We start from the raw sequence: 21,914 nt of genomic DNA on the forward strand, positions 1-21,914 counted from the left end.
GAGGGATGCCGCCATTAACGGATTGCAGCGACGGGCCACGGGCATCGCCGTCGCCCGCCGGGAGGCGGAGTCGGGGCTTGCCGTGTTGGACATCACAGTGGCACCAGTCTAAGCGCCACCCCTGTAAAAGCACGCTGCCAAGGTAACCGGCGTCCGTCACATAGAATGAGTCTGCAGCGTCCAGTGATCCCTAGACACGTTAGGTTTTGGTTCAACAAGTGCAAGTAGTGAGCATCAGCAGCCTGAAGGGCGGCGTGGGCAAGACCTCCGTCACCCTGGGTCTGGCATCCGCCGCGCTGGCCGCAGGCATTCCGACGCTCGTCGTGGACCTGGACCCGCATGCCGATGCCACGACCGGCCTGGGCGTCAGCGCAGGCAACCAGCTCGGCATCGGTGAGATGCTGCGCAGCCCCCGGCGGATTCAACTGTCGGACCACGTGGTGCCGGCCGGCTGGGTGGCCAACGCCCGGCGCCTCGCCAGGGATTCCGGCGGGAAGAAGCCGGTACTGGACGTTGCCATGGGTTCGGCCTACTCGGGCATCTACGACCGCCCTGACCTGGGCAAGCGTGACCTGCGGCGCCTGACCAGCCTGCTCTCCCGGGTCACCGGGTACGGGCTGGTCCTCATCGACTGCCCACCGTCGCTCAACGGCCTGACCCGCATGGCGTGGACCGCCAGCAACCGCGTGCTCCTGGTGGCGGAGCCGGGACTGTTCTCCGTCGCCGGCACCGAGCGCACCATGCGGGCCCTCGAATTGTTCCGTGAGGAATTCGCCCCGAATCTGGCGCCCGCTGGCATCATTGCGAACCGGGTCCGTCCCAGCTCCAACGAGCATGTGTTCCGGCTTGCCGAAATGAAGCAGATGTTCGGTGACCTGCTGCTCTCGCCAAACGTTGCCGAACAGGCGAACTGGCAGCAGATCCAGGGTGCCGCCCATTCGGTGCACCACTGGCCGGGCGAATCCGCCAAGCAGGCGGCTGGAACCTTTGACGCGCTGATCAAGAACCTGATGGATACCGGCAGCGTCCGCAACCGCGTGATGCGCCGCCCGGTCGCCTAGTTCCGGCACCGGATACTAAAAGAAGGGCATCCCCGCGGGGATGCCCTTCTTTTGTGCTGTCTTGGTGCCCGGTCTGACTGCTAGCTGATCTTCCGCGCGATACGGCGCTGGCTCAGTTCGTCACCGGGGAATTCATGCTCATTGACGTGCTCACTGGGCAGCTGCGCGAGGCTGCCCTCGACCTCTCGCCAGACGCGGCCCACGGCGATGCCGAAGACGCCCTGGCCGCCCTGCACCAGGTCGATAACCTCGTCAGCCGACGTGCACTCGTAGACGCTGGCGCCGTCGCTCATCAAGGTGATCTGTGCCAAGTCCTCGACACCGCGTTCGCGCAGGTGTTCGACGGCGGTCCGGATCTGCTGGAGCGATACGCCGGTGTCCAGCAGCCGCTTGACGACCTTCAGGACCAGGATGTCGCGGAAGCTGTAGAGACGCTGCGTACCGGACCCGGTAGCGCCGCGTACGGCGGGCTCGACCAGTCCGGTGCGGGCCCAGTAATCCAGCTGCCGGTAGGTAATCCCGGCAGCCTTGCAGGCTGTGGGGCCACGGTAGCCTGCATCTTCGTCAAGAAGAGGCAGATCCTCGGTGAACAGCAAGCCCTGGGCACTCTGGGAAGAAATGCTCCCCAGCGCCACGGCAGGTTCGCCGGCATCGCCTTTCGGACTCACGTGTGCCTCCTAGTAATGGTTCCCGTGGGGGTCGGCACTGGCCGAGCTGTCAGGGCTTCTTCAGTGTGCCCCGAGAACTCCCCCGGTGCAATGGGAACTCTATTCTTCGACGTTAGAACCGACGGGCACCAAGGTCAAAGACGCCGGAACTTTTTCGCAGGCGTGTCGGCTGCCGCGGCCGACGGGCGGGCTAGCGTTCGAAGTCTTCAGGCTCGACGTCGGCCAGGAACTCCCGGAACTGGCGCATCTCCTGCTCGGCGTTGTCCTGTTCCTCTTCGTTTTCCGGGTCGGCATCGGCGATCCGCACACCCGCCTGGTTGAGGACCTCGTCGGCGCAGTAGATGGGGCACGGGATGCGCAGGGCTACCGCAATGGCGTCGGAGGCACGCGAGTTAACCGCTGTGCCGTCCTCGAAGACAATCTCCGCATGGAAAACCGTGTCCTCTACGGAGATCAACCGGACGAAGGTGACTTCACGCTTGAGCGCGTGGATCAGGTTGACCAGCAGATCATGCGTCATGGGCCGCGGCGGTACGATTCCCTGCTGCACGAAGGCGATGGCACTGGCTTCCGGGGCGCCGATCCAGATGGGCAGGTGCCGTTCACCTTCGATTTCCTTAAGCAGGACCAGCGGCTGGTTGGACGGGAGTTCTATCCGCACGCCCACAACTTCCACTTCCTGCATGTCAGCCCTCCATCCGCGCGATTTGGCCATGTACCAGGGCGCTGTGCAGGCTCAGGCAAAGGTCGCTGATTTCCCGCGCGGTCTCGGCTGCGCGGGCCTTCGAGGCGACGTCCCGGCGGGATGCGACGGGGGCAACCACGCGTTCCACCAGCCCCAGCTCGCGGTCCGCAGCGGCGCGGAAGGGGCGGAGATGGCGGGGCTCAATGCCGTGCGCCTCCAGCTGCACGCAGGCCTTGGCCACCTTCAGTGCGTGTTCGTCATAGTTGTCATCAGCGGCGCTGATCAGCCCGTAGCTGACCAGGCTGTGCACCAGATCGGTGCTGGCCCCGGATTCCTGCACGAGTTCGGTGAAGGTAAGGGTCCGGGCCCGGGCGCGGGCGGAAAGCTCGCCGGCGAGCTGGTCCGACACCACGCGCGGTGCCAGGGACATGCCGCCGGGCAGGGATTCGGGCCGCTCGCCCCGGTCAATCGCATCCAGGTAGTCCTTGATGACTTTCAGGGGCAGGTACTGGTCCCGCTGGAGCGCAAGCACGAAGCGGAGGCGTTCGACGTCGGCCGTACTGTACTTGCGGTAGCCCGCGGCCGTGCGCTGCGGCGTCACCAGACCCTTTTCCTCGAGGAAACGGATCTTGGACGCGCTGATGGCGGGGAACTCTCCACTCAGCTCGCTGAGGACCTCGCCGATATTCAGCACCCTGCCGCGCAGCCGTTCCGGTCCGGTGGTGCGCCTGACGGGCTGTGATGCTGACATGTCTACTACCTTATCTGCCCTACGCCGGGGCCTGTGCCTAGTTTCCGGCGGATGCGGGGCGGGCAGCGTAAAAAGTGAGCCGGAACTTGCCGATCTGCACTTCACTGCCGGTGCGCAGCAGCACGCTGTCCACGCGGTCATGGTTGACGTATGTGCCGTTCAGGCTCATCGAATCCACGACTCGGAAGCCCTCGGGGCTGCGGCGGAACTCAACATGCTTGCGCGAAACGGTGACGTCATCGAGGAAAACATCGGCGTTGGGGTGCCGTCCGGCGGTGGTGACGTCCTGGTCCAGCAGGAACCGTGCACCCGCGTTCGGGCCACTGTGGGCGATCAGCAGAGCAGACCGCGCCGGAAGCGCGGCGACAGCAGCCCGCTCATCCGGGGTCAGCTTCGGCTCCACCGAATCAGTGTCGGAGAGTGGGGGAAGACTTATGGATGTGGTGTCTTCCGCGCTGGGTGCCCTTCGGCCGCCCGTTTGTTCGGCGTTGTACTGCTCGCCCGCCATGTGCAATTTCCTCCCCAAAAAGAAAACTGATCAGCCAAAATGCCTGGCTGATCCGGTTCCGATGACTGATTCTGCCTTACCTGCTGTATCAGCCTACCCGTTACCGGCCCGGTGCGGCACTGGTTTACAGGTAGTGCTTGCCGGTTCGTCACCTGCCGGGCAATTCTGCGTTCCACCCACCTGCCCCGACCGGACGCAATTCATTTCCGCGATGGCTGGATTCCAGCTCTGCCGGACCGGGAATTCTCCTGCACAGCCCGGACCGCCGCCCACAGATATGGCCACTGCTCGGGTGTAATGTCCCGCGGCAGCGCACGCACCGGTAGGCCACAACCGGCCAGCACGGCCCGGGCAGTCCGGGCCGATCCCAGGGACCGGCCGAGGATCTCCCCCAGTCCGGCGCCGGGCCCGGTAAACAGCCGGCGAACAAACTGTTCGTAGGCATTCCGGTCCTCCGGGTCCAGAAGCGGAACGGGGCGGCGCTGGACGCTGATGACGCCGCCGTCAACGGCCGGGCTGGGCCGGAATCCTGCCGCCGGCACCCGGCCCTGGAGGATGAAGTCGAACCACGGCGCGGTCTGGGCCGTCAGGAGGGTTCCGCCGCCCACGCCGGCCCGTTTGCGTGCAACCTCCCACTGGGTCAGCAGGACTGACTGGGACCAGGTGCCCGTGCTGAACAGGCGCCGCAGGATCGGTGTGGTCAGGTGGAACGGAATGTTACCCACGACCACCGGCCGGTCGAACGGGACAGCCAAGGCGTCGGCCTGCCGTACCTGCACGGAGGGAAGCCGCTGCTGCAGCCGCCGCACACAGCGGAGATCCAGGTCAATGGCCAGCAGGTCGCGGCCAAGGGCTGCAAGCGGCCGCGTCAGGGCGCCGTCTCCGGCACCAAGTTCGAGGATGCTTCCGCCGCCTGAGGACCGGACAAGCTCAAGGACCAGGCGGATGGTGGGTTGGTGGATCAGGAAATTCTGGCCGAGCTCATGCCGGCCGCCAAACGGGGTTCTCGCTTCCACGCGGGTTCCAATCGCTGCAATTGGAGCACCCTCAGGCGTATGTGCCTCCCGGGTGCCTGGCATCCGGAACGACGGCGCGCGTACGGCTTGCGGTACTGCGTGCGGTTCTGCGCGCCGTCAGCGGCGGCGGTTGCGCACAAAGAACCCGCAGCTCAAAGCGCGGGTGGAAGCCATGGAGGTGGAAGTCATAGGAAGGAGGATACGGCGGCAGATTCGCCGATTCCAGAGGGAACAGGCTGTTTCCGGAATACCACGTGGGATGGGCGGCAACCGGCCCCTGGGAGCGGGGCCGGCTGCCGCCCATCTGCTTTCGAGACGCTCTTTCCGAAAGTGCGGCTGTTTCTATGATTCGTGAATGCCGCGGCGACGCGTGAAGTACACGCCGGCTGCACCAGCAACAAGAAGCCCTCCAGCACCCAGCAGGACAAGCGAGGTGCCGGACGCACCGGTGTCCACCAAGCCGGAGTTCGCGGGATTGGAGGCTGCTCCGGTCCGCATGCACGGCGGTGTGGTGGTCACGGCCTGGATCAGGGTTACCCCGTATTCAGCCTCGGTCGAAGTGGGTGTCGGAGTCTCGGTGTGTGTCGGGGTGTGTGTCGGGGTATCCGTCGGAGTCCAGGTGTGCGTCGGCTTGCCCGTCTTCGTCGGCGACGCGGTATGCGACGGCTTGCCCGTCTTCGTCGGCGACGCGGTATGCGACGGCTTGCCCGTTTTCGTCGGCGACGCGGTATGCGACGGCTTGCCCGTTTTCGTCGGCGACGCGGTATGCGACGGCTTGCCCGTTTTCGTCGGCGACGCGGTATGCGACGGCTTGCCCGTCTTCGTCGGCGACGCGGTATGCGACGGCTTGCCCGTCTTCGTCGGAGTCGGCGTGGCCGTGGAGGTTTCCGTCGGAGTCGGCGTGGCCGTCGTAGTTTCCGTGGGCGTCGACGTCGGTGTCGGCGTGGTCGAAGGAGTTTCAGTCGGCGTCTCTGTTGGGGTCGGAGTCGGGGTCATCCGGCACGTGGGCGTAGGCGTAGGGTCGGACACCGACAGGAGTACACCGGATTCCATCGGGGCCGCAGCGCCCAGCCGAAGAGAAGTGGCCGGAACGTGCGCTGCAGCCGTCGGGGCGGAGGCCAGGGATCCCACGAGGGTAAAAGCTGCCGCCAGGCTGCAGATCGAAGTGGTAGCTGTGGCATTTACAAGGCGTTTTTTCTGCATGCGGAGGACGTTCACAGCCTGTTTTGTTCACCGCAAGCGTAATGGGGGCCTCCCCCGCCCCGACCTTCTCAGGAGCGCGGATACCCTCAGGTAATTTCATGCCGTGTCACAAGTACCCGTTCGGTGCTGGTCAGGTGTCTGCCATCCATTGGACCAGTTGAATGATCAGGCCGTTCGGATCACGGTACTGCGCAAACCTCTCGCCCCAGGGCTCCGTCTCCGGGGGTGTGACCACGTCCACACCGCCGGCGAGGAACTGTTGATGGACTTCGTCGAGATTGTCCACCACGTGTACCAGCAGCAGGCCTTCACGGGCACGGCCGGCGACCTCGGGTGGCTGGAATGTCGCGAGGCCGGTGCGGAGGAAAACAAGGTTCGATCCCCCGCCGGGATGCCGGAGCGAGACAAAGCCGTCGCTTTCCATTTCCACGGCGTAACCCAGGTGCCTGATGAGGAAACCGGCCGAGGCTTCCGGAACGGGGACGTTCAGGGAGATTGCGAAAGAGGTTACTTTGATGTCCGTCAGGGTTCCTTTCTCATCCTTCATGGCTGCGGGGCCGCCCCTCTTCCTCTTTGGCCAACTGGATATGCACGACACTCCCACTGGGGGTTAGGTCGATGGGCCGGTAGGACGGGATGCGTCCATCCGGCCGGGCGAGGTCCTCCAACAGCCGCTCGCCGCTTCCCAGCAGGACCGGCACCATAACGAGGTGGATGCGGTCAATGAGTCCGGCGCGCAGGTACTGGCGGACGGTGTCTGCTCCACCGCCAACCAGCACATCCAGACCGTCGGCGGCCACCAGGGCACAATCCCTGGCTTCCCCGATCCCTCCGGTAATGAAGTGGAAGGTGGTGCCGCCGTCCATCTCCACGGAATCCCGCGGATGGTTCGTCAGGACAAACACGGGGTGGTGGTATGGCGGATTCCCGCCCCACCACCCGTTCCACGCGTCGCTGCTTTCCCATGGACCGCGGACGGGGCCGAACATATTCCGTCCCATGATGGTGGCGCCGATTCCGTCGAAATGGCTGCGGACAAAAAGATCATTGATTCCTTCACCCGTCCCGTCCAAACCCTCACGTTCCGAAAAGGTGCGGGTGGCGATCATCCATTCATGGAGGCGTTCCCCTCCGGTTCCAAGCGGGTTGGACAGGCTCTGGTCCGGCCCGGCACTGTACCCGTCCAGGGACACTGAGAAGCCGCGGACATGCAGTTGCTGGTTCATGGTGCTTCCTTTACCTGGGGGCTGGCCGCGGGTGCCGCATGGCCCGGAGCCGGGGCACTGCTGTGTCACTTCAGCCGCGTTGCTTCCGCTGCCTGGATCGGCAGGTTACGGTACGGGAATCCACGCCGTCACCGTATGGGCGCGCTGCGCCGCAGGGAGCCGAAAAATGATCGAGGTCCACCCGGCCACCGCCGACCGGTTCGGCGACGTGGCCGCCGTCCTGGCACCAAGGAACCCCGGGGCCCAGGCGTGCTGGTGCCTGAGTTACCGTCTGCCGACGCCGGAGTTCAGAGCGCTGGCTGGCCCCGATCAGCAGGCCCGGCTTCGCCGGTATGCGGAGGAGGGAACCCCTCCCGGCGTCGTCGCCTATATCGACCATGAACCTGCGGGCTGGTGTTCGGTGAGCCCGCGCACCAGCTATCACAGGCTGCGGACCTCCCGCACCATCCCCACTGTCGATGAGGTACCGGTGTGGAGCATTGTGTGTCTGGTCATCCGGCCCCAGTTCCGCCGGCAGGGGCTGGCTCGGCACCTGCTCGAAGGCGCGGTCGACTATGCCCGTTCATCGGGAGCTCCGGCGCTGGAGGCCTACCCCATCGACGCCGACGGCGGCCGGATCAGTTCCTCTCTCGCTTATGTCGGCACTACCGGGCTGTTTGAAGCTGCCGGATTCGAGCGGGTGGTGGAGACGGCGTCGAAATCCGGCGGGAAGACCCGGTGGCTGATGCGGAGAAGCCTGGCCTAGTCCACGTCCATCCGCAGAATCCGGTCGTCCTCCGGTGTTGGCTGCCCGCGGCCGTCAGTGTTGTTCGTCAGGATCCAGGCGCTGCCATCCGGAGCGTTGACGACGTCGCGCAGCCGCCCGTACTCACCCGTCAGATACTCCGTGGAGGTGCCGAGGTCGCTGAGCGGCACCTCCACCAGCCGTTCCCCCCGCAGGTTGGCGATGAGGAGAGAGTTCCCCGCCACGGCGATGCCGCTCGGGCTGGCTGCACCCGGTGTCCACTGCTGAACCGGGTCCGTGAAGCCTTCCTCGCCGGCAATCCCTTCGACCTCCGGCCAGCCGTAGTTCCCGCCGGCCTCGATGACGTTGAGCTCGTCCCAGGTGTTCTGTCCGAACTCGCTCGCGTAGAGGGTGCCGTTACTGTCCCAGGCGATGCCCTGCGGATTGCGGTGCCCGTAGCTGTAGACCAGAGTTCCGGGGAACGGGTTGTCCGGGGGCTCGGCGCCGTCCGGCGTCATCCGCAGGATCTTGCCGGAGAGCGACTCCAGGTCCTGGGCGCTGTCCCGGTTCCCGGCGTCGCCCGTGGTGGCGTAAAGCAGGCCGTCGGGGCCGAACGCAATGCGGCCTCCGTTGTGGACCGGGCCAGCGGGGATCCCGTCGAGGATGGTTTCCGCTTCGCCCAGTTCCAAAGACCCGGGTTCGCCGGTGATCGAGCGGCGCTCGATCCGGTTCTCGCCGCCCGCAGTCAGATAGGTATACAGGTAGCCGTCCTGGACGGCGATGCCGAGAAGCCCGCCCTCTCCCCTGCCGGCTGCGCCATCGATGGTGCCGATCCCGCGCGCGTTGCCGCCGGCGTCGAGCTCCAAAACGCGGGCCGAGTCCCGCTCACTGACCAGTGGGGTGCCCTCGTGGAACGCGATGGACCATGGGGCGTCGAGCCCGGTGGCGAGGACTTCCGGGACAGCGGCCCCGACAGACACCATGGACTGTGGGGGTGAGACGGAAATCGGAGGTTCCGGTCCCGGCCTGTCTGCGCTGCAGCCAGCAACCGCAGCCAGCGCGACGGCGACAGCTGAGAGACCGGCCGACCGGCGTCGTGCCCTGTCGCATGACCGGACCGTGCCCGCGGCCCAGCCGATATCTATACCCTCAGTCCTCATGGAGTCCTTTCCTGCCGGGGCCCTCATGCCAATTCGAGGGACGAGGCTAACAGGGCCGGACCCTGGAGTCAGCCCCTTGACCTCCGGGCGGGCGGGCGGCCAAGCTCGATTGCAAGGACAGTTCCGCTTTCAAGCCCCACCAGGCCTTGCAATGGAATCCGGGAGAACGCATGGAGATCCTCTTTGTCCATGGGGCCGGTGGCTGGGAGGACGACCAGCCTCTGGCCGAAGAGCTGCATGTGCACCTTGGCGTGCCGGTCTCGGCGCCGCGCTTCCCCGATGAGGACATGTCGGCAGCAGCTTGGCGGAGCGAGCTTGAACGGCAGCTAAGCGGTCTCGGGCCTGAACTGGTGATCGTCGGCCATTCCTTCGGGGCCTCGATGGCGCTGCTGCACCTGACCGAGGAATTTACGGGTTCTCCCCCACAGGGGCTGGCCCTCCTGGCCATGCCTTTCTGGGGTTCGGAGGGCTGGCAGGCGGAGTACTCCCTGCCCGCCGACGCGGAACTGCCAACGGGCTTCCCTGTCTGGCTCCACCATTGCCGCGACGACGACGTCGTCCCCTTCGATCATCTGGACCGGCACGCGGCGCGGCTGCCGCAGGCCCAGGTCCGCCGCCACGGGTCGGGCGGGCACCAGTTCGAGGGACGGATGGCGGCAGTCGCCGAGGATGTGTCGGCGGTCAACGGCTAATCGCCAGGCACGGCTCTCAGCGAAGGGACAGCTCGCGGAGCTGGCGGCGCGAGGTGACGCCCATCTTGCGGAAGATGTTGCGGAGGTGGGCATCAATCGTGCGTGGGCTGAGAAAGAGCTCCGTGGCCACTTCGCGGGAGGTTGCACCGGTGGCCACCAGCCGGGCGATGTGCATCTCGTGGGCGGTGAGGGAATCGGCCGGCTGGGCGCTTCGCTTGCGGGGGTGCTCACCGGTGGCACGCAGTTCCCGGGCGGCGCGGGCGGCGAACGCCTCTGCGCCCATATCCAACAGCATCCCGTGTGCGGTGCGGAGCTGTTCGCGGGCGTCCTGGCGACGGCCCTCGCGGCGGAGCCACTCGCCGTAGACGAGGTGGGTGCGGGCGAGGTGGGCGGCCATCCGGCAGCGTCCGAGCTGCTCTATGGCTTCACGGTAGCTTTCCTCTGCCTTCGGCCCGGCACTGGTCAGGGCACGTGCACGTGCCGCCAGCCCGAGCCCCCAAGGGGTGCCGCTGGCGAGGGCCCGTGTGCTGAGCTGCTCCAGCGCTTCGGCCGCGCTATCCTGCCGGCCGGAACGGCAGGCCGCTTCGATGAATTCGGAGTGGGCCATGTTGTTGAACCGCCACGCTTCGGAGTCGTAGGCCCGTTTCCCAGCGGCATAGGCCGCAGGGTAATCACCGAGACCGTTGTGCAGCACGGACATGGCGTACTGCGTCAAGGATTCTTCGGTGCCGTGCGCTGGTCCGGCGGCCTTCCGGACAATGGCCGCGTGGGCCTCGGCGGTCTCGGTTGGATGGCCGCGCCAAGCGGAGAGGACGAGCTGGGCGTGGAGCAAAGGCACAGCCCCGGTCGCCGCCGCGGATGCATTCTGCTCGGCGGCCCGGGCGATCTCACCGGAGAGGACCAGCATGATGGACTGGCCAAGAAGCGCGGCAGGGAGCGTGGCCAGAGCGCCGGCCTCCCTCGTCACTCGGACATTGCGGATGGCCAACGAGCGAAGTGACTCGTCGTCGAACACTGACATCGCAGTTCGGATGGCGAGCCACCCCCAGCGGCAGCCGTTGGCGCCGTCCACCGTGTCAGCGTCCGGCTCATGAACGAAGGCCTCCAACGCCCTCCGCCGCCCGGGCACGCCGGCCGCGTACCCCTGCGTGAACGTTTCAACCAACCCATCGAGCAACAGATCCACCGGCCTCTGCGGCCATGTAGGAGTGGGCGCCGCCCGGGCGGCCTCGGCAACTTCCGGTATGCTGCGGCCCCGGACGAAGTTGCCGGTGACAATCGCCGCTTCGAGCGCATGAAGATAGGTCTCGCGGGACAGCGCCGCATCCTGCGGGGCGAGGCTCCTGGCTGCGTGCAGCAGCATTCCCCCGCCGATACTGTCCCGGACGAGATGAAACGCGATCCGGGCACGCAGCAGTTCGAGGCGCGCCTGCTGCAAGGGATCGAGCGGACCGGCCGCAGCGATCTTCAGCAGCTCCGAGGCGTCCGCACCAGCCTCGTGCTTGTCCTGCGCGGCCTCCAGCGCCCGGCTCGCGCGGGCGGCAGGGTCAGGGGTCAGTCTGGCCGCATGCTCCATGAATGCCGCCGCGGCGGCAACCCCGCCGCGGGCACGCGCCCGGTCTGCTGACCGCACCAGCCCAGCGGCGGCGTCCTCGTCGGTGCCCAGCACGGCCTGAGCCCGGTGCCAGGCGCGGCGGTCGGGGTCGACGTCCGGATCGATGGCAGCGGCCAGCGCGTCGTGCGCACGGCGACGCTCCAGCGGGACGGCGGACCGAAGCACAGCCGAACGCACCAGCGGATGGCGGAACCTCACCCGTGTATCAATCTCCAGGAGTCCGGCGGCCTCTGCGGGCGCGGCAGACTCGCCGGCGATCCCCAGGTGCGCGGCCGCACGCCACAGCAGCGCCACCTCGCCGGTAGGATCGGCCGCGGCAACCAGCAGCAATAGTCGAGTAGGTGCCGGCAGGCTGTCCGCGCGGCGCCGAAAGGTGTCCTCGATGCGGTGCGTGATGCCCGGCACCGGCTCGAATCCGCCGACCACCCACGCCGCCGGCGCGCTTCGGGCCAGCTCCAGCAGCGCGAGAGGGTTCCCGTGCGCCTCTGCGACGACATGCTCACGCATCCCGTCGTCCAGGGGTACGTAGTCGGCTGCTGCCAGCAGCTCCCGCGCGTCGGCCTCGTCGAGCCCACCCAAGCGTACAACGGGTATGCCGTCGAACCCGCGCACATCGCGGTCGGTGGGATCCCGCAGGGTGAACACCAGTGCCATCGGCTCGGCGGCGACCCGTCGTGCCACAAATGTGAGGACCTGAGCCGACGCCTCGTCCAGCCACTGCGCATCGTCAACGAGGCACAGAAGGGGTCCTTCCTCAGCGGCCTCGGCCAGCAGGTTGAGAGTGGCCAGCCCAATCAGGAACCGATCCGGCACTGCACCGCTTTGCTGCCCGAACGCCACACCCAGAGCGGTCTGCTGCGGCTCGGGCAGGGCACCCATGCGGTCCAGCAGGGGTGCGCACAACTGATGCAGGCCACCAAAAGCGAACTGTGTTTCGCACTCCACCCCGACCGAGGACACCACCCGGAACCCCGAGGCATCAGCCCTGCCGCGGGCGTACTCGAGCAGCGCCGTCTTACCGATACCGGCTTCCCCATGCACAACGAGTGCCCCGCTCAGTCCCGCCCGCGCCTGCGAGAGAAGGTCATCGACCGCTGCGCGCTCCGCGGCTCGGCCCAGAAAGTCCACCAGTGTCGCTCCCTTCACAGTATGACGGCACCCTATTAGACAACTTTCACCTACGCAACGAAGTAGCTCCGCCCCAGCGGGTAGGCAGGAACCGGCGGAAAGGCAGGGGCTTCCACCGACGCGAAGGCACCGCCACCGGTGCCAATCTGAAGGCACGCCTGCAGGTGCAGGCAAAGCAGTACGGTCCAGCCCAGACCGGAGAACACGGTTTCTGCTGGGGACAGTTTCGCAAATCGCACGCACCCACGACCCACACTAGAAAGAGGCCCCGAGCCATGAACCCCATTCAAGAACTGATCATCAACTTCCAGGAACTTGCGGCCCAAGTGCCCGAGATCATCCGGCCCCTCATCGTGATGCTCGCCGGGGCTGTCCCCTTCATCGAGACTGAAGGCGCCTCCATTATCGGCATCCTCGGCGGCCTTCACCCTATCGTTGCCGGCATCGCCGGCGCGGTCGGCAATTTCCTGAGCGTTGTGCTCGTGGTGCTCTTCACATCGCGGGCCCGCACGGCCGTCACTAACCAGAAGAAAGGAGGCGTCGCGGCGGCTCGGAGCATGGAGCGCGTGCCGGCAGGTCTGGGTTACGAGGGTGCTGCTGCGATAGAAGAGACGGCGCCGGCCAAGCCTGTATCTAAGGGGCGCCAGCGCTTCATGAAGTGGCTCGTCCGCTTCGGTGTCCCCGGGGCAAGCATCCTCGGTCCCCTTGCAATTCCGACCCAGTTCACATCCGTCATCCTCGTCGCCAGCGGAACCCCCCGTGGCTGGGTGCTGCTCTGGCAAGGGGTGGCGATCGTCCTGTGGTCGGCTGTGGCCACAGTGTCGTTCTGGGCCGCCCTCACCTTCGTCGTCGGGGTCTGAGTCACATGAAAGTACGGATCGACGATCCATCGGAGGAACGTAGCCGCGCTGGCAGGGCTGCTCCAAAGAAGCGATTCCGGGAGGAAAAAGTGACACCCAAACAAACGCTGGAACCCGGAGACGGCCATAGGCTTCCGCGCTATCGATGGTGGCAGCTCTTCTCGCGTTCCCTCTTCCATCTGCATCTCACGGGCGAGGACGGTGCACCGGAGACCTGGTCAGTAGACGTCCGGCACGGGGGCGATTCGGACGGCGAAGTGCGCGCGCAGCTTTACCTCGACGGGGTCAACCAGGCCGGATCGAAACTTCCGGCAGTGTTCGCAGTGCCGGGTGGGGCCATCGAGGTCGAGGTCAGCATCTTCGGGCTCAGGCGCAGCCACTACGTGAGGCACGACGGGTCCGAGCGGCAACTTGTGCCCGATCCCGCCTCGGGCGAAGGACTGCGCGCCCACCTGGAACGAACCAACCCTGCGCTGAGCCGCACCGTTGGTATCGTTTCGGCCAGCGTACTCGTGGTCGCGCTCGTGCTCGGCGTTCCGCAGATCATCGAGCAGATCATGCAGCTTCCGCCCATCGCGGAGAGCATCGGCACGTTCTCCAGCCCGTTCCAGCTTCCGGCAGCCGCGAACTTCACGCTGCTGCTGGCAACGCTGGCAGCGAGCACCGAGCGCGCACTCCGGCTGCGCTACAACTGGGTCCTCGACGGCGGCTTCCTTGAGGGTGGTGACTAGAACAGGTGCCGGGCTCTGCGGCAGGCTCAGCCCGGCACTGCACCCGCTTTAAACGACAAAAGCCTGACGAAACTTACGTTTCATCAGGCTTACCGTCGGGTTGACAGGATTTGAACCTGCGACCCCTTGACCCCCAGTCAAGTGCGCTACCAAGCTGCGCCACAACCCGCAGTTCCCCCGGAATCCCTTCCGGCCGAACTACCTCAAATACCTTACACCACAACCGGATGTTCCGCCGCATCGGGGGTCGTGTGCTCGGCCACGTCAGGGCACGGAGGGCCCTAGCCGGCATGGCTGTACAGATAATGGGCTCAATTCCCCTCGGACCGGCATGACTGTACAGATAATGGACCTTTCGCGGCCGGATAACCCCGTTACCTGTACAGCGATGAGCTTCCGGCAGGGTTCCGGCTATGAAGAACGCAGAAACCCCGGCCCCGCTTCCCCGAAAAGGGAGAGCAGGACCGGGGCACGTCATGCTGACGCTTAGCGCTTGCTGTTCTTGCCGCGCTTCTCGCGGACACGCATGTTGACCTCGATGGGCGTTCCTTCGAAGCCGAACGTTTCGCGCAGGCGGCGGGTGATGAAGCGGCGGTAGCCGGGATCCAGGAAGCCGGTGGTGAACAGCACGAACTTCGGCGGGCGGGAGGACGCCTGCGTGCCGAAGAGGATACGGGGCTGCTTTCCGCCGCGCACGGGGTGCGGGTGGGCGGCAACCAGCTCGCCCAGGAAGGCGTTGAGCTTGCCGGTGGGGATGCGCTTGTCCCAGTTCTCCAGTGCCGTATCAAGCGCCGGAACCAGCCGGTCCTTGTGCCAGCCGGTCTTGGCCGAGATGTTCACGTGCGGAGCCCATTCGACGTGAGCCAGGTCCCGCTCGATCTCGATCTTGAGGTAGCGGCGGCGCTCTTCGTCGAGAAGGTCCCACTTGTTGAAGGCGAGAACCAGCGCGCGGCCGGATTCGATGGCCAGCTGCAGGATGCGGACATCCTGCTCACTGAGGACTTCATCCACGGCGAGGAGCACGACGGCGACCTCGGCCTTTTCCAGGGCAGCCTGGGTACGCAGCGAAGCGTAGAAGTCGGCACCCTGGGCCATGTGCTGGCGGCGGCGGATGCCGGCGGTGTCGACGAAGCGCCAGGTGCGGCCGCCGAGTTCGATCATTTCGTCCACCGGGTCACGGGTGGTGCCGGCGGTGTCATCAACAACCACACGCTCGGAACCGGCCAGCTTGTTCAGCAGCGAGGACTTGCCCACGTTCGGGCGGCCGATCAGGGCGATGCGGCGCGGGCCGCCGGAGCGGTCCAGTCCACCGTAGGCGGAGTACTCGGGCAGCACGTCGAGGACGGCGTCGAGCATATCGCCGGTGCCGCGGCCGTGCAGCGCCGAGACGGGGTACGGCTCGCCGAAGCCCAGGCCCCAGAGGGAGGACGCATCGGCTTCGTTCTGGATGTCGTCCACCTTGTTGGCGACGACGACGACGGGCTTGCCCTTGCCGCGCAGCATCCGCACCACGGCTTCATCCGTTGCGGTGATGCCGACGGTCGCGTCAACCACGAGCATGACGGCGTCGGCGTGGTCGACGGCGATTTCGGCCTGGTCGGCAACCCGGCGGTGGATGCCGCGGGCGTCGTGCTCCCAGCCGCCGGTGTCCACCAGGGTGAAGTTCACGCCGTTCCAGGTTGCCGGGTAGGACACGCGGTCACGGGTGACACCGGGGGTGTCTTCGACGACGGCCTCGCGGCGGCCGAGGATACGGTTCACCAGGGTGGACTTGCCCACGTTCGGGCGCCCAACAATGGCGACCACGGGATCCTGGCGGACCGGTGCGTCTTCGTCGTATTCTTCGAAGCCGCCGGCAAGCAGCGCAGCGTCTTCTTCATCAAGTTCGTAGTCGTCGAGACCGGCGCGGAGGGAGCGGGCGCGTATATCGGCCTCGTCGTCGTCCATTGCCGCCAGGCGCTCGTCGATCGAGTCCACTCCGGACGGGATGTACTCGTCCGTGGAGATCCCGTCACCGGCGGTGTCGTCGTTGAGAGGTTTTCCGTTCATTGAATTGCTTTCTTTCCGTTGAGGTCTGCAGCACTGCGTACAGGCCGTCGCCGGACGTTCAGCCCGGTAAGTGTGAGGGAGGGTCCTTGCGGCGTTGCCGCCGAATGCCCTCCTCCCATTGAAACACGGGCAGGTGCCCGTAGTTGGTGCCGGGTCCCCCGGCAGGGAGTTAGTGGGTACTGCTGAAAACCACGTCAAGCACCGCCGAGACGGTCTCTTCGAAGTCCAGGTCCGAGGAATCGATGGTGGTGACGCCGTCGGCGGCCTGCTGGAAATCCACCACGGTGGAATCCTTGGCATCGCGGACCAAGACCTGTTCCTTCAGGGCCGCAGCGGTCTGCGTGCCGCCGAGCTGGATGCCGCGGCGGCGGAGCCGGGCTTCCTCGCTGGCGGTGAGCAGGATCCGGACCTCGGCGTGCGGGGCCACCACGGTGGTGATGTCCCGGCCTTCGGCCACGATCCGCAGCCCGGAGTCCCGGATCAGCTGCTGCTGGCGGCGGACCAGCTCGGCGCGGGCACCCAGCGTGGTCGCGACGGCGCTGACCGAGGAGGAAACGGCCGGTTCACGGATGGCCTCAGTGACGTCCCGCCCGCTGACGCGGACCCATTCCTCATTCGGGGACAGACTCAGGGCGATGTCCGCGTTTTCGGCGGCAGCTTCAACGGCCACCGAATCCGTCAGGTCAATCCCCGCTTCCATGCAGGAGAGGGTGACCGCACGGTACATGGCACCGGTGTCGAGGTAGGCGGCATGCAGGCGGCGTGCCACTTCACGGCTGATGCTGGACTTGCCGGAACCTGACGGTCCGTCAATGGCCACAACCAGCGGCTTGCCCAGCCGGAACTGGGCCGGATTCACGTTAGAACTCACTGCACTACCTTCCACCCGCGGGCGCTTAATTCAGTAACAAGGTCATTCACCCGGCCGGGCAGGACGGAGATTTCCGCCCGCCCCACCTGCCGGCCGGAGGCATGCTCCAGCCGGAGGTCCTCCAGGTTCACGCCGATCTCACCAATCTCGGTGAGCAGCCGCGCGATCTGGCCGGGAGTGTCATCCACCAGCACGGTGAAGGACACAAAGGTCTGCGCCGGGCCGCCGTGCTTGCCCGGAATCCGGGCCTGCCCGGCGTTGCCTTCGGCAATGAGCTGCGCCATGTCCAGGCGCGCGCCGTCGGCCACCGGATCCTCGAGGGTACGGATCAGCCGGTTCAGGTCCTCGCGGACCCCGTGCAGGATCGGCACCAGCCGCCCCGCGTTTCCGCTGAGGATCTGCACCCAGAGATTCGGATCGCTGGCGGCAATCCGGGTGACGTCCCGCAGGCCGTTGCCGGCGAGGCCCAGTGCCTGCGGCGGGGTTTCCTGCAGCCGGCTGGCCACCAGGGAAGCCATTACCTGCGGCAGGTGCGAGGTCAGCGCGACCGACGCGTCGTGGTCCTCGGCGGACATCCGGGACACCACGGCGCCCAGATCGAACGCGAGGGCCTCGGCCCGGCGCACGGCCTCCGGGGCCGCTTCCGGCGGCGGGCAGATGACCCAGGGCATGCCGTTGAACAGTTCCGCGCGTGCGGCCACCGGCCCGGATTTCTCCCGGCCCGCCATCGGGTGGGTGCCCACGTAACGGCTGAGCTCGGCGTCGTACTCCCGCAGGTCGGTAAGGACAGCCGACTTCACGCTGGCAATATCAATGACGACGGCGGCCGGCCAGTCCTTCAGCGCTGCAGCCACCAGGGACGCAGTGACATCCGGCGGAGCGGCAACCACCACGAGCGACGGGTCGAATCCCTGGCGGGAAACGCTCAGGAGCCGCCCGGCACCGATGTCCCGGGCCACAGCCTCTGTCGAGGGAGACAGGTCCGAGAGCACGACATCGATGCCGCGGGCACGGAGCCCCAGGCCGATGCTCGTGCCCAGCAGACCCGTGCCGATGATCAGCACGGATCCGGACAGGTGGGTGCCCCCGTCAGCGGCAGCGGCCATTGGCTAGAGTCCTACTGAAGCGAGGAGGTGTCCAACCTCACCGCGGCCCAGGACGCGGATGCTGCCCTGGCGCTGGTCGCCCAGGCGGATCGGGCCGATCTGGGTGCGCACGAGGCGCTCGACCGGGTGCCCGACGGCGTCGAACAGGCGGCGGACGATGCGGTTGCGGCCCGAGTGCAGAATGACCTCGACCAGGAGGTGACCCGGGGTGGAGTCGACCAGTTTGAAGGAATCGACCTTCGCGAAGCCGTCTTCGAGCTCGATGCCTTCACGCATCTGCGCACCGACGCCCTGGCCCATCGGGCCGCGGACCTGGACGAGGTAGGTCTTGGGCACTTCGTAGGAAGGGTGGGTGAGACGGTTGGTCAGCTCGCCGTCGTTGGTCAGCAGCAGCAGGCCTTCGGTCTCGTTGTCCAGGCGGCCAACGTGGAACAGGCGCTCGTTCTTGCTGGTGGCCTTGAGGAAGTCACTGATGCAGGGCCGGCCCTCGGGGTCTTCCATGGTGGAGATGACGCCGCGGGGCTTGTTGAAGACGTAGTACTTCTGGGATTCATCCAGCTGCAGGCGCATGCCGTCCACGTGGATGGCGACAGTGGCCGGATCAACGCGGACTCCGAGCTCGGTGACGACCTGGCCGTCAACCTCCACACGGCCTTCGGCGATCATTTCCTCGCACACCCGGCGGGAGGCGACACCGGCGCTGGCCATGACCTTCTGCAGGCGGATGCCTTCGGGGTTGTGCTGTTCCGAAATCACCGGCTTGGCGGGGCGGCGGGTGGCCGACCGGCGCACGGGACCCAGGTTCTGGCCAAAGCGCTCGTTCCGGAAGGCACGGTCACCGCTCTTGCGCTGGCCTGCCTGCGGGCCGCCGAACTTACCGGCACCGGACTTGGCGCCCGACTTCGGTGCACCACCGGTTTTGGGGGCACCGGTCCGGGCACCATTGGGCTTGCTGTCGCCGAACGCCTTCACGGCGTCGGACTTGAACTTCTCTGGACGGGCGGCCTCCGGGCTGACGGGCCGGTAGCCGTTGGCGCGGTCTTCGCCGGGCTTCAGGCCCGACGCCGAACGGGGGCCGCCGGTGCGGTTGGAGGAAGGCTTGGAGCCGCGGCCGAAGCCTTTGCCGCCGGCGGGGCCACCGGCACTGCGTCCGCCGCCGCGCGGGGTATTGCGGCCGGATCCGGAACGGGGTGCTGGGGTCATGAGTAAGTCCTTTGGGTGTAGCGGTTAATAAGTAGTGTCTTCAAATTCGGCCAGGTTTTCCAGCCCGGGCAGGTGCGGTGCAATCTGCGGAAGTTCGTCGAGGCTGCCCAGACCGAGCCGTTCCAGGAAGTACGGCGTGGTCCGGTACAGCAGCGAACCGGTTTCCGGTTCGGTGCCGGCGTCGACGATCAATCCACGCTGAACCAGCGTGCGGACCACCGAATCGACGTTTACTCCCCGGATCGCGGAGACCCGGGCCCGGGAGACGGGCTGCCGATAGGCAATCACCGCCAGTGTTTCCAGTGCGGCCTGCGACAGCCGTGCACTCTGGCCTTCCAGTACAAACTTCGACACAACGGGCGCATAGTCAGCGCGGGAAAAAATCCGCCATCCGCCTGCTACGTCGCGGAGTTCAAAACCACGCGGTGCGCCCTCGGGTCCACCCCCAGTATAGCCGTCATACTCCTGCTGCAGTTCCGTGAGGGCAGCGAGCACTTCCGTCTCCGGGACGCCGATCACCGAGGCCAGCAGTGCCGGGGCGGCAGGTTCATCCACCACCATCAGCACCGCCTCCACAGCGGCCTTCACGCCGCCGGGCAGTGAGGCCGCATCTACGGCACCATCCCCGCCGCTCTGGTCAGTCCCAACAACCGGCTCCGCCGTCATGCTTGGTCCCCTTCGGTAACGCTGTCTGTCTCGCTGTCGTATTCGTCCACGCCGCCGGTCAGTCCGGCAGCCGCATCCGCATCCCCGGTCCAGGTAATCAGCAGTTCGCCCAGCGGAGTTTCCTGTTCAAAGCTGACTGACCCGTCGCGGAACATTTCCAGCAGCGCCAGGAACCGGGCCACCGCAACCGGACCGTCGGCGTCGGACACCAGAGTCCCGAATGTTGCCGCTCCGTTCCCCGCCAGCCGTTCGGCAAGGATCAGGGCCTGTTCGCGGACGCTGGTCTTGGGTGCGTGCAGGTGTTCCAGGCCCACCGTAGGGGGCTGTTCATCCCGGGGCTGCAGGGCGCGGGCGGCCAGGTCGGCAAATTGCTGAGGGGTGGTGCGCCAGATCAGTTCCGGCAGCATCGCCGCGAAGTGCGGATCCAGGGAGACCTGGCGGGGGAAACGCTGCGCCTCTTCGGCCAGCCGCTCCCCCATCTGCCGGGCCATTTCCCGAAACGCCTTGTACTGCAGCAGGCGGGCGAACAGCAGGTCGCGGGCCTCGAGCAGGGCTACGTCTTCCTCGTCCTCGACGTCACCGCTCGGCAGGAGCCGCGCGGCCTTGAGGTCCAGGAGGGTGGCCGCAATGACCAGGAATTCGCTGGCCTCGTCCAGGGCAACTTCGGGGCCGGTTCCGAAAAGCTCCCGGATGTAGCCCAGGAACTCATCGGTGACGGCGGCGAGGGCTATCTCGGTAATGTCCAGCTCGTGCTTGGAGATCAGTCCCAGCAGCACCTCGAAGGGACCGGTGAAGTTCGTCAGGCGGACTTCAAACCCGGCGCGCGGCTCCTGCGAACCGGAATCCTGCGGGTCCGGCTTCCCCGTGCCGGGCCCCGATTTTGGGGTCGCCGGTTGAGACGACCCCGCCTTCGGGGAGCCCGACCTCGGGGACCCCGGCCCCGCGTGCGCCGGTTTAGGGCGCGCCGCCGCGGGCAATCAGTTCCTTGGCGAGGCGGCGGTAGGAGTCGGCGCCCGGGTGGTTGCCGGCGTACGTGGTGATCGGTTCGGCCGCCACAGTGGCATCGGCGAACTTGATGGTCCGCTTGATGACTGTTTCGAAGACCTTGTCGCCGAAGGCTTCCACCAGGCGGGAAATGACTTCGCGGCTGTGCAGGGTGCGGGCGTCGTACATGGTCGCCAGGACGCCGTCCACCTGCAGCCCGGGGTTGAGCCGGTCCTGGACCTTCTCGATGGTCTCCACCAGCAGCGCAACGGCGCGCAGGGCGAAGAACTCACAGATCAGCGGGATGATGACGCCGTGGGCTGCCGTCAGTGCGTTGACGGTCAGCAGGCCCAGGGACGGCTGGCAGTCGATGAGGATGACGTCGTAGTCGTCCGACACCCGGCGCAGTGCCCGTTCGAGCACCTGCTCGCGGGCCACTTCGTTCACCAGCTGGACCTCGGCCGCGGAAAGGTCGATGTTGGCTGGCAGCAGGTGGATGTTCTCGATGGAGGTTTCGTGGATGGCCTCGCGGATATCCACCTTGCGGTCCATCAGCACGTTGTAGACGGTCAGGTCCAGTTCGTGCGGGTTGGCACCCATTCCGGCGGACAGGGCACCCTGCGGGTCAAAATCGACCAGCAGTACGCGGCGGCCGGCCTCTGCAAGGGCAGCGCCCAGGTTGATGGTGGAGGTGGTCTTACCGACCCCGCCCTTCTGGTTCACCATCGCGATGATCCGGGCAGGACCATGGGACGTGAGGACGGGAGGTTCAGGGAATACCGTCAGGGGACGTCCGGTAGGGCCCATCGCCGAATCGGTTGCGGTTGCGTCCTGCAGAGTTGATGAACTCTGATCGCTGCTCACGTATAAATCCACGCTTCCGTATCTAGCTGTGCTGCGGGCTGTCAGTGACAACGTTACAGCCGCGCAACGGTGTTCCGCGCGAATCGGGGCCCCGGCGCCCGGCGAGCCTTGACGCTCAAGTAGAAGTCGAACCTTTGGCGCGG

General features: G+C 66.5%; 22 protein-coding genes and 1 tRNA gene. 6 read left to right on the top strand and 17 right to left on the bottom strand.

The window, feature by feature from the left end; translation table 11 throughout:
- The first annotated feature begins 218 nt into the window (after nucleotides 1-218).
- Entirely contained in the window at nucleotides 219-1,061 is an 843-nt protein-coding gene (locus QNO10_RS09190) for a ParA family protein (RefSeq protein WP_229947519.1), read from the top strand.
- A gap of 80 nt (nucleotides 1,062-1,141) precedes the next feature.
- Here QNO10_RS09190 and QNO10_RS09195 read toward each other — a convergent pair whose 3' ends face one another.
- The 5 genes from QNO10_RS09195 to erm all read right to left on the bottom strand — a co-directional run bounded on the left by QNO10_RS09195 (nucleotide 1,142) and on the right by erm (nucleotide 4,689).
- Nucleotides 1,142-1,729: a MerR family transcriptional regulator gene (locus QNO10_RS09195; protein ID WP_283995870.1), complete on the bottom strand. Its 588-nt coding sequence runs from the start codon at nucleotides 1,727-1,729 to the stop codon at nucleotides 1,142-1,144.
- A gap of 190 nt (nucleotides 1,730-1,919) precedes the next feature.
- Complete coding sequence (locus tag QNO10_RS09200) at nucleotides 1,920-2,414, bottom strand: bifunctional nuclease family protein (protein ID WP_229947518.1); 495 nt, start codon at nucleotides 2,412-2,414, stop codon at nucleotides 1,920-1,922.
- 1 nt (nucleotide 2,415) lies between these two features.
- Nucleotides 2,416-3,165: a transcriptional regulator FtsR gene (ftsR, locus tag QNO10_RS09205; RefSeq protein WP_229947517.1), complete on the bottom strand. Its 750-nt coding sequence runs from the start codon at nucleotides 3,163-3,165 to the stop codon at nucleotides 2,416-2,418.
- 37 nt (nucleotides 3,166-3,202) lie between these two features.
- Nucleotides 3,203-3,673, bottom strand: a complete 471-nt coding sequence (locus tag QNO10_RS09210) for an FHA domain-containing protein (RefSeq protein WP_229947516.1) — start codon at nucleotides 3,671-3,673, stop codon at nucleotides 3,203-3,205.
- A gap of 200 nt (nucleotides 3,674-3,873) precedes the next feature.
- Nucleotides 3,874-4,689 (bottom strand): 23S ribosomal RNA methyltransferase Erm, encoded by an 816-nt coding sequence (gene erm, locus QNO10_RS09215; protein ID WP_229947515.1) that lies wholly within the window; start codon nucleotides 4,687-4,689, stop codon nucleotides 3,874-3,876.
- 448 nt (nucleotides 4,690-5,137) lie between these two features.
- Between erm and QNO10_RS09220 the strand changes: the two genes are divergently transcribed.
- Nucleotides 5,138-5,986: a hypothetical protein gene (locus QNO10_RS09220; RefSeq protein ID WP_229947514.1), complete on the top strand. Its 849-nt coding sequence runs from the start codon at nucleotides 5,138-5,140 to the stop codon at nucleotides 5,984-5,986.
- 36 nt (nucleotides 5,987-6,022) lie between these two features.
- Here the strand turns inward: QNO10_RS09220 and QNO10_RS09225 are convergent, their stop codons facing one another.
- Together QNO10_RS09225 and QNO10_RS09230 are read right to left on the bottom strand one after the other, a co-directional pair.
- The gene (locus QNO10_RS09225) at nucleotides 6,023-6,439 is read right to left on the bottom strand and encodes a VOC family protein (protein WP_229947511.1); all 417 of its coding nucleotides are present in this window, start codon (nucleotides 6,437-6,439) and stop codon (nucleotides 6,023-6,025) included.
- Complete coding sequence (locus tag QNO10_RS09230; protein ID WP_229947509.1) at nucleotides 6,429-7,118, bottom strand: dihydrofolate reductase family protein; 690 nt, start codon at nucleotides 7,116-7,118, stop codon at nucleotides 6,429-6,431. Before QNO10_RS09230 ends, QNO10_RS09225 begins: the two co-directional genes overlap by 11 nt.
- 166 nt (nucleotides 7,119-7,284) lie before the next feature.
- On the opposite strand from QNO10_RS09230, the gene QNO10_RS09235 reads away from it, so the two are divergent.
- On the top strand, nucleotides 7,285-7,863 hold the full coding sequence (locus QNO10_RS09235; RefSeq protein WP_229947507.1) for a GNAT family N-acetyltransferase: 579 nt from the start codon (nucleotides 7,285-7,287) through the stop codon (nucleotides 7,861-7,863).
- On the opposite strand, the gene QNO10_RS09240 is transcribed toward QNO10_RS09235, so the two are convergent.
- The gene (locus QNO10_RS09240; protein WP_229947505.1) at nucleotides 7,860-9,002 is read right to left on the bottom strand and encodes a PQQ-dependent sugar dehydrogenase; all 1,143 of its coding nucleotides are present in this window, start codon (nucleotides 9,000-9,002) and stop codon (nucleotides 7,860-7,862) included. The two genes, QNO10_RS09235 and QNO10_RS09240, sit on opposite strands and share 4 nt — an antisense overlap.
- A gap of 170 nt (nucleotides 9,003-9,172) precedes the next feature.
- On the opposite strand from QNO10_RS09240, the gene QNO10_RS09245 reads away from it, so the two are divergent.
- Nucleotides 9,173-9,694: an alpha/beta fold hydrolase gene (locus QNO10_RS09245; protein WP_229947504.1), complete on the top strand. Its 522-nt coding sequence runs from the start codon at nucleotides 9,173-9,175 to the stop codon at nucleotides 9,692-9,694.
- A 16-nt stretch (nucleotides 9,695-9,710) separates the two neighbouring features.
- On the opposite strand, the gene QNO10_RS09250 is transcribed toward QNO10_RS09245, so the two are convergent.
- A complete protein-coding gene (locus QNO10_RS09250; protein WP_229947502.1) occupies nucleotides 9,711-12,437 on the bottom strand; it encodes an ATP-binding protein in 2,727 nt (908 codons plus the stop codon).
- A gap of 275 nt (nucleotides 12,438-12,712) precedes the next feature.
- Between QNO10_RS09250 and QNO10_RS09255 the strand changes: the two genes are divergently transcribed.
- Nucleotides 12,713-13,297, top strand: a complete 585-nt coding sequence (locus QNO10_RS09255) for a small multidrug efflux protein (protein WP_229947500.1) — start codon at nucleotides 12,713-12,715, stop codon at nucleotides 13,295-13,297.
- An 89-nt stretch (nucleotides 13,298-13,386) separates the two neighbouring features.
- Nucleotides 13,387-14,028 carry a hypothetical protein gene (locus QNO10_RS09260; RefSeq protein ID WP_229947497.1) on the top strand — a complete coding sequence of 214 codons (642 nt, stop codon included), beginning with the start codon at nucleotides 13,387-13,389 and terminating at the stop codon, nucleotides 14,026-14,028.
- Nucleotides 14,029-14,123: 95 nt separating this feature from the next.
- Here the strand turns inward: QNO10_RS09260 and QNO10_RS09265 are convergent.
- From QNO10_RS09265 to QNO10_RS09300, 8 genes are all read right to left on the bottom strand, one after another.
- A tRNA-Pro gene (locus QNO10_RS09265) sits at nucleotides 14,124-14,197 on the bottom strand.
- A 317-nt stretch (nucleotides 14,198-14,514) separates the two neighbouring features.
- Complete coding sequence (der, locus tag QNO10_RS09270; RefSeq protein WP_229947495.1) at nucleotides 14,515-16,077, bottom strand: ribosome biogenesis GTPase Der; 1,563 nt, start codon at nucleotides 16,075-16,077, stop codon at nucleotides 14,515-14,517.
- A gap of 169 nt (nucleotides 16,078-16,246) precedes the next feature.
- Nucleotides 16,247-16,948, bottom strand: a complete 702-nt coding sequence (gene cmk, locus QNO10_RS09275) for a (d)CMP kinase (protein ID WP_229947493.1) — start codon at nucleotides 16,946-16,948, stop codon at nucleotides 16,247-16,249.
- A complete protein-coding gene (locus QNO10_RS09280) occupies nucleotides 16,945-18,054 on the bottom strand; it encodes a prephenate dehydrogenase (protein ID WP_229947491.1) in 1,110 nt (369 codons plus the stop codon). Before QNO10_RS09280 ends, cmk begins: the two co-directional genes overlap by 4 nt.
- Nucleotides 18,055-18,057: 3 nt before the next feature.
- Nucleotides 18,058-19,257: a pseudouridine synthase gene (locus QNO10_RS09285; protein WP_229947489.1), complete on the bottom strand. Its 1,200-nt coding sequence runs from the start codon at nucleotides 19,255-19,257 to the stop codon at nucleotides 18,058-18,060.
- 24 nt (nucleotides 19,258-19,281) lie between these two features.
- Nucleotides 19,282-19,923: an SMC-Scp complex subunit ScpB gene (gene scpB, locus QNO10_RS09290; RefSeq protein ID WP_229947488.1), complete on the bottom strand. Its 642-nt coding sequence runs from the start codon at nucleotides 19,921-19,923 to the stop codon at nucleotides 19,282-19,284.
- A complete protein-coding gene (locus tag QNO10_RS09295; RefSeq protein WP_442860242.1) occupies nucleotides 19,920-20,900 on the bottom strand; it encodes a segregation and condensation protein A in 981 nt (326 codons plus the stop codon). Before QNO10_RS09295 ends, scpB begins: the two co-directional genes overlap by 4 nt.
- A complete protein-coding gene (locus QNO10_RS09300; RefSeq protein ID WP_229947486.1) occupies nucleotides 20,878-21,771 on the bottom strand; it encodes a ParA family protein in 894 nt (297 codons plus the stop codon). The genes QNO10_RS09295 and QNO10_RS09300 overlap by 23 nt, the downstream gene beginning before the upstream one ends.
- Nucleotides 21,772-21,914: the final 143 nt, after the last annotated feature.

It is taken from the genome of Arthrobacter sp. zg-Y919 (assembly GCF_030142045.1).
Classification (GTDB): Bacteria; Actinomycetota; Actinomycetes; order Actinomycetales; family Micrococcaceae; genus Arthrobacter_B.

What these genes read in the sequence shown, in the direction of transcription:
- der (WP_229947495.1), bottom strand. Translation starts at nt 16,077, where the DNA reads ATGAACGGAAAACCTCTCAACGACGACACCGCCGGTGACGGGATCTCC.
- ftsR (WP_229947517.1), bottom strand. Translation starts at nt 3,165, where the DNA reads ATGTCAGCATCACAGCCCGTCAGGCGCACCACCGGACCGGAACGGCTG.
- QNO10_RS09255 (WP_229947500.1), top strand. Translation starts at nt 12,713, where the DNA reads ATGAACCCCATTCAAGAACTGATCATCAACTTCCAGGAACTTGCGGCC.
- QNO10_RS09210 (WP_229947516.1), bottom strand. Translation starts at nt 3,673, where the DNA reads ATGGCGGGCGAGCAGTACAACGCCGAACAAACGGGCGGCCGAAGGGCA.
- QNO10_RS09240 (WP_229947505.1), bottom strand. Translation starts at nt 9,002, where the DNA reads ATGAGGACTGAGGGTATAGATATCGGCTGGGCCGCGGGCACGGTCCGG.
- QNO10_RS09235 (WP_229947507.1), top strand. Translation starts at nt 7,285, where the DNA reads ATGATCGAGGTCCACCCGGCCACCGCCGACCGGTTCGGCGACGTGGCC.
- QNO10_RS09225 (WP_229947511.1), bottom strand. Translation starts at nt 6,439, where the DNA reads ATGAAGGATGAGAAAGGAACCCTGACGGACATCAAAGTAACCTCTTTC.
- scpB (WP_229947488.1), bottom strand. Translation starts at nt 19,923, where the DNA reads ATGACGGCGGAGCCGGTTGTTGGGACTGACCAGAGCGGCGGGGATGGT.
- QNO10_RS09285 (WP_229947489.1), bottom strand. Translation starts at nt 19,257, where the DNA reads ATGACCCCAGCACCCCGTTCCGGATCCGGCCGCAATACCCCGCGCGGC.
- QNO10_RS09280 (WP_229947491.1), bottom strand. Translation starts at nt 18,054, where the DNA reads ATGGCCGCTGCCGCTGACGGGGGCACCCACCTGTCCGGATCCGTGCTG.
- QNO10_RS09200 (WP_229947518.1), bottom strand. Translation starts at nt 2,414, where the DNA reads ATGCAGGAAGTGGAAGTTGTGGGCGTGCGGATAGAACTCCCGTCCAAC.
- QNO10_RS09230 (WP_229947509.1), bottom strand. Translation starts at nt 7,118, where the DNA reads ATGAACCAGCAACTGCATGTCCGCGGCTTCTCAGTGTCCCTGGACGGG.
- QNO10_RS09245 (WP_229947504.1), top strand. Translation starts at nt 9,173, where the DNA reads ATGGAGATCCTCTTTGTCCATGGGGCCGGTGGCTGGGAGGACGACCAG.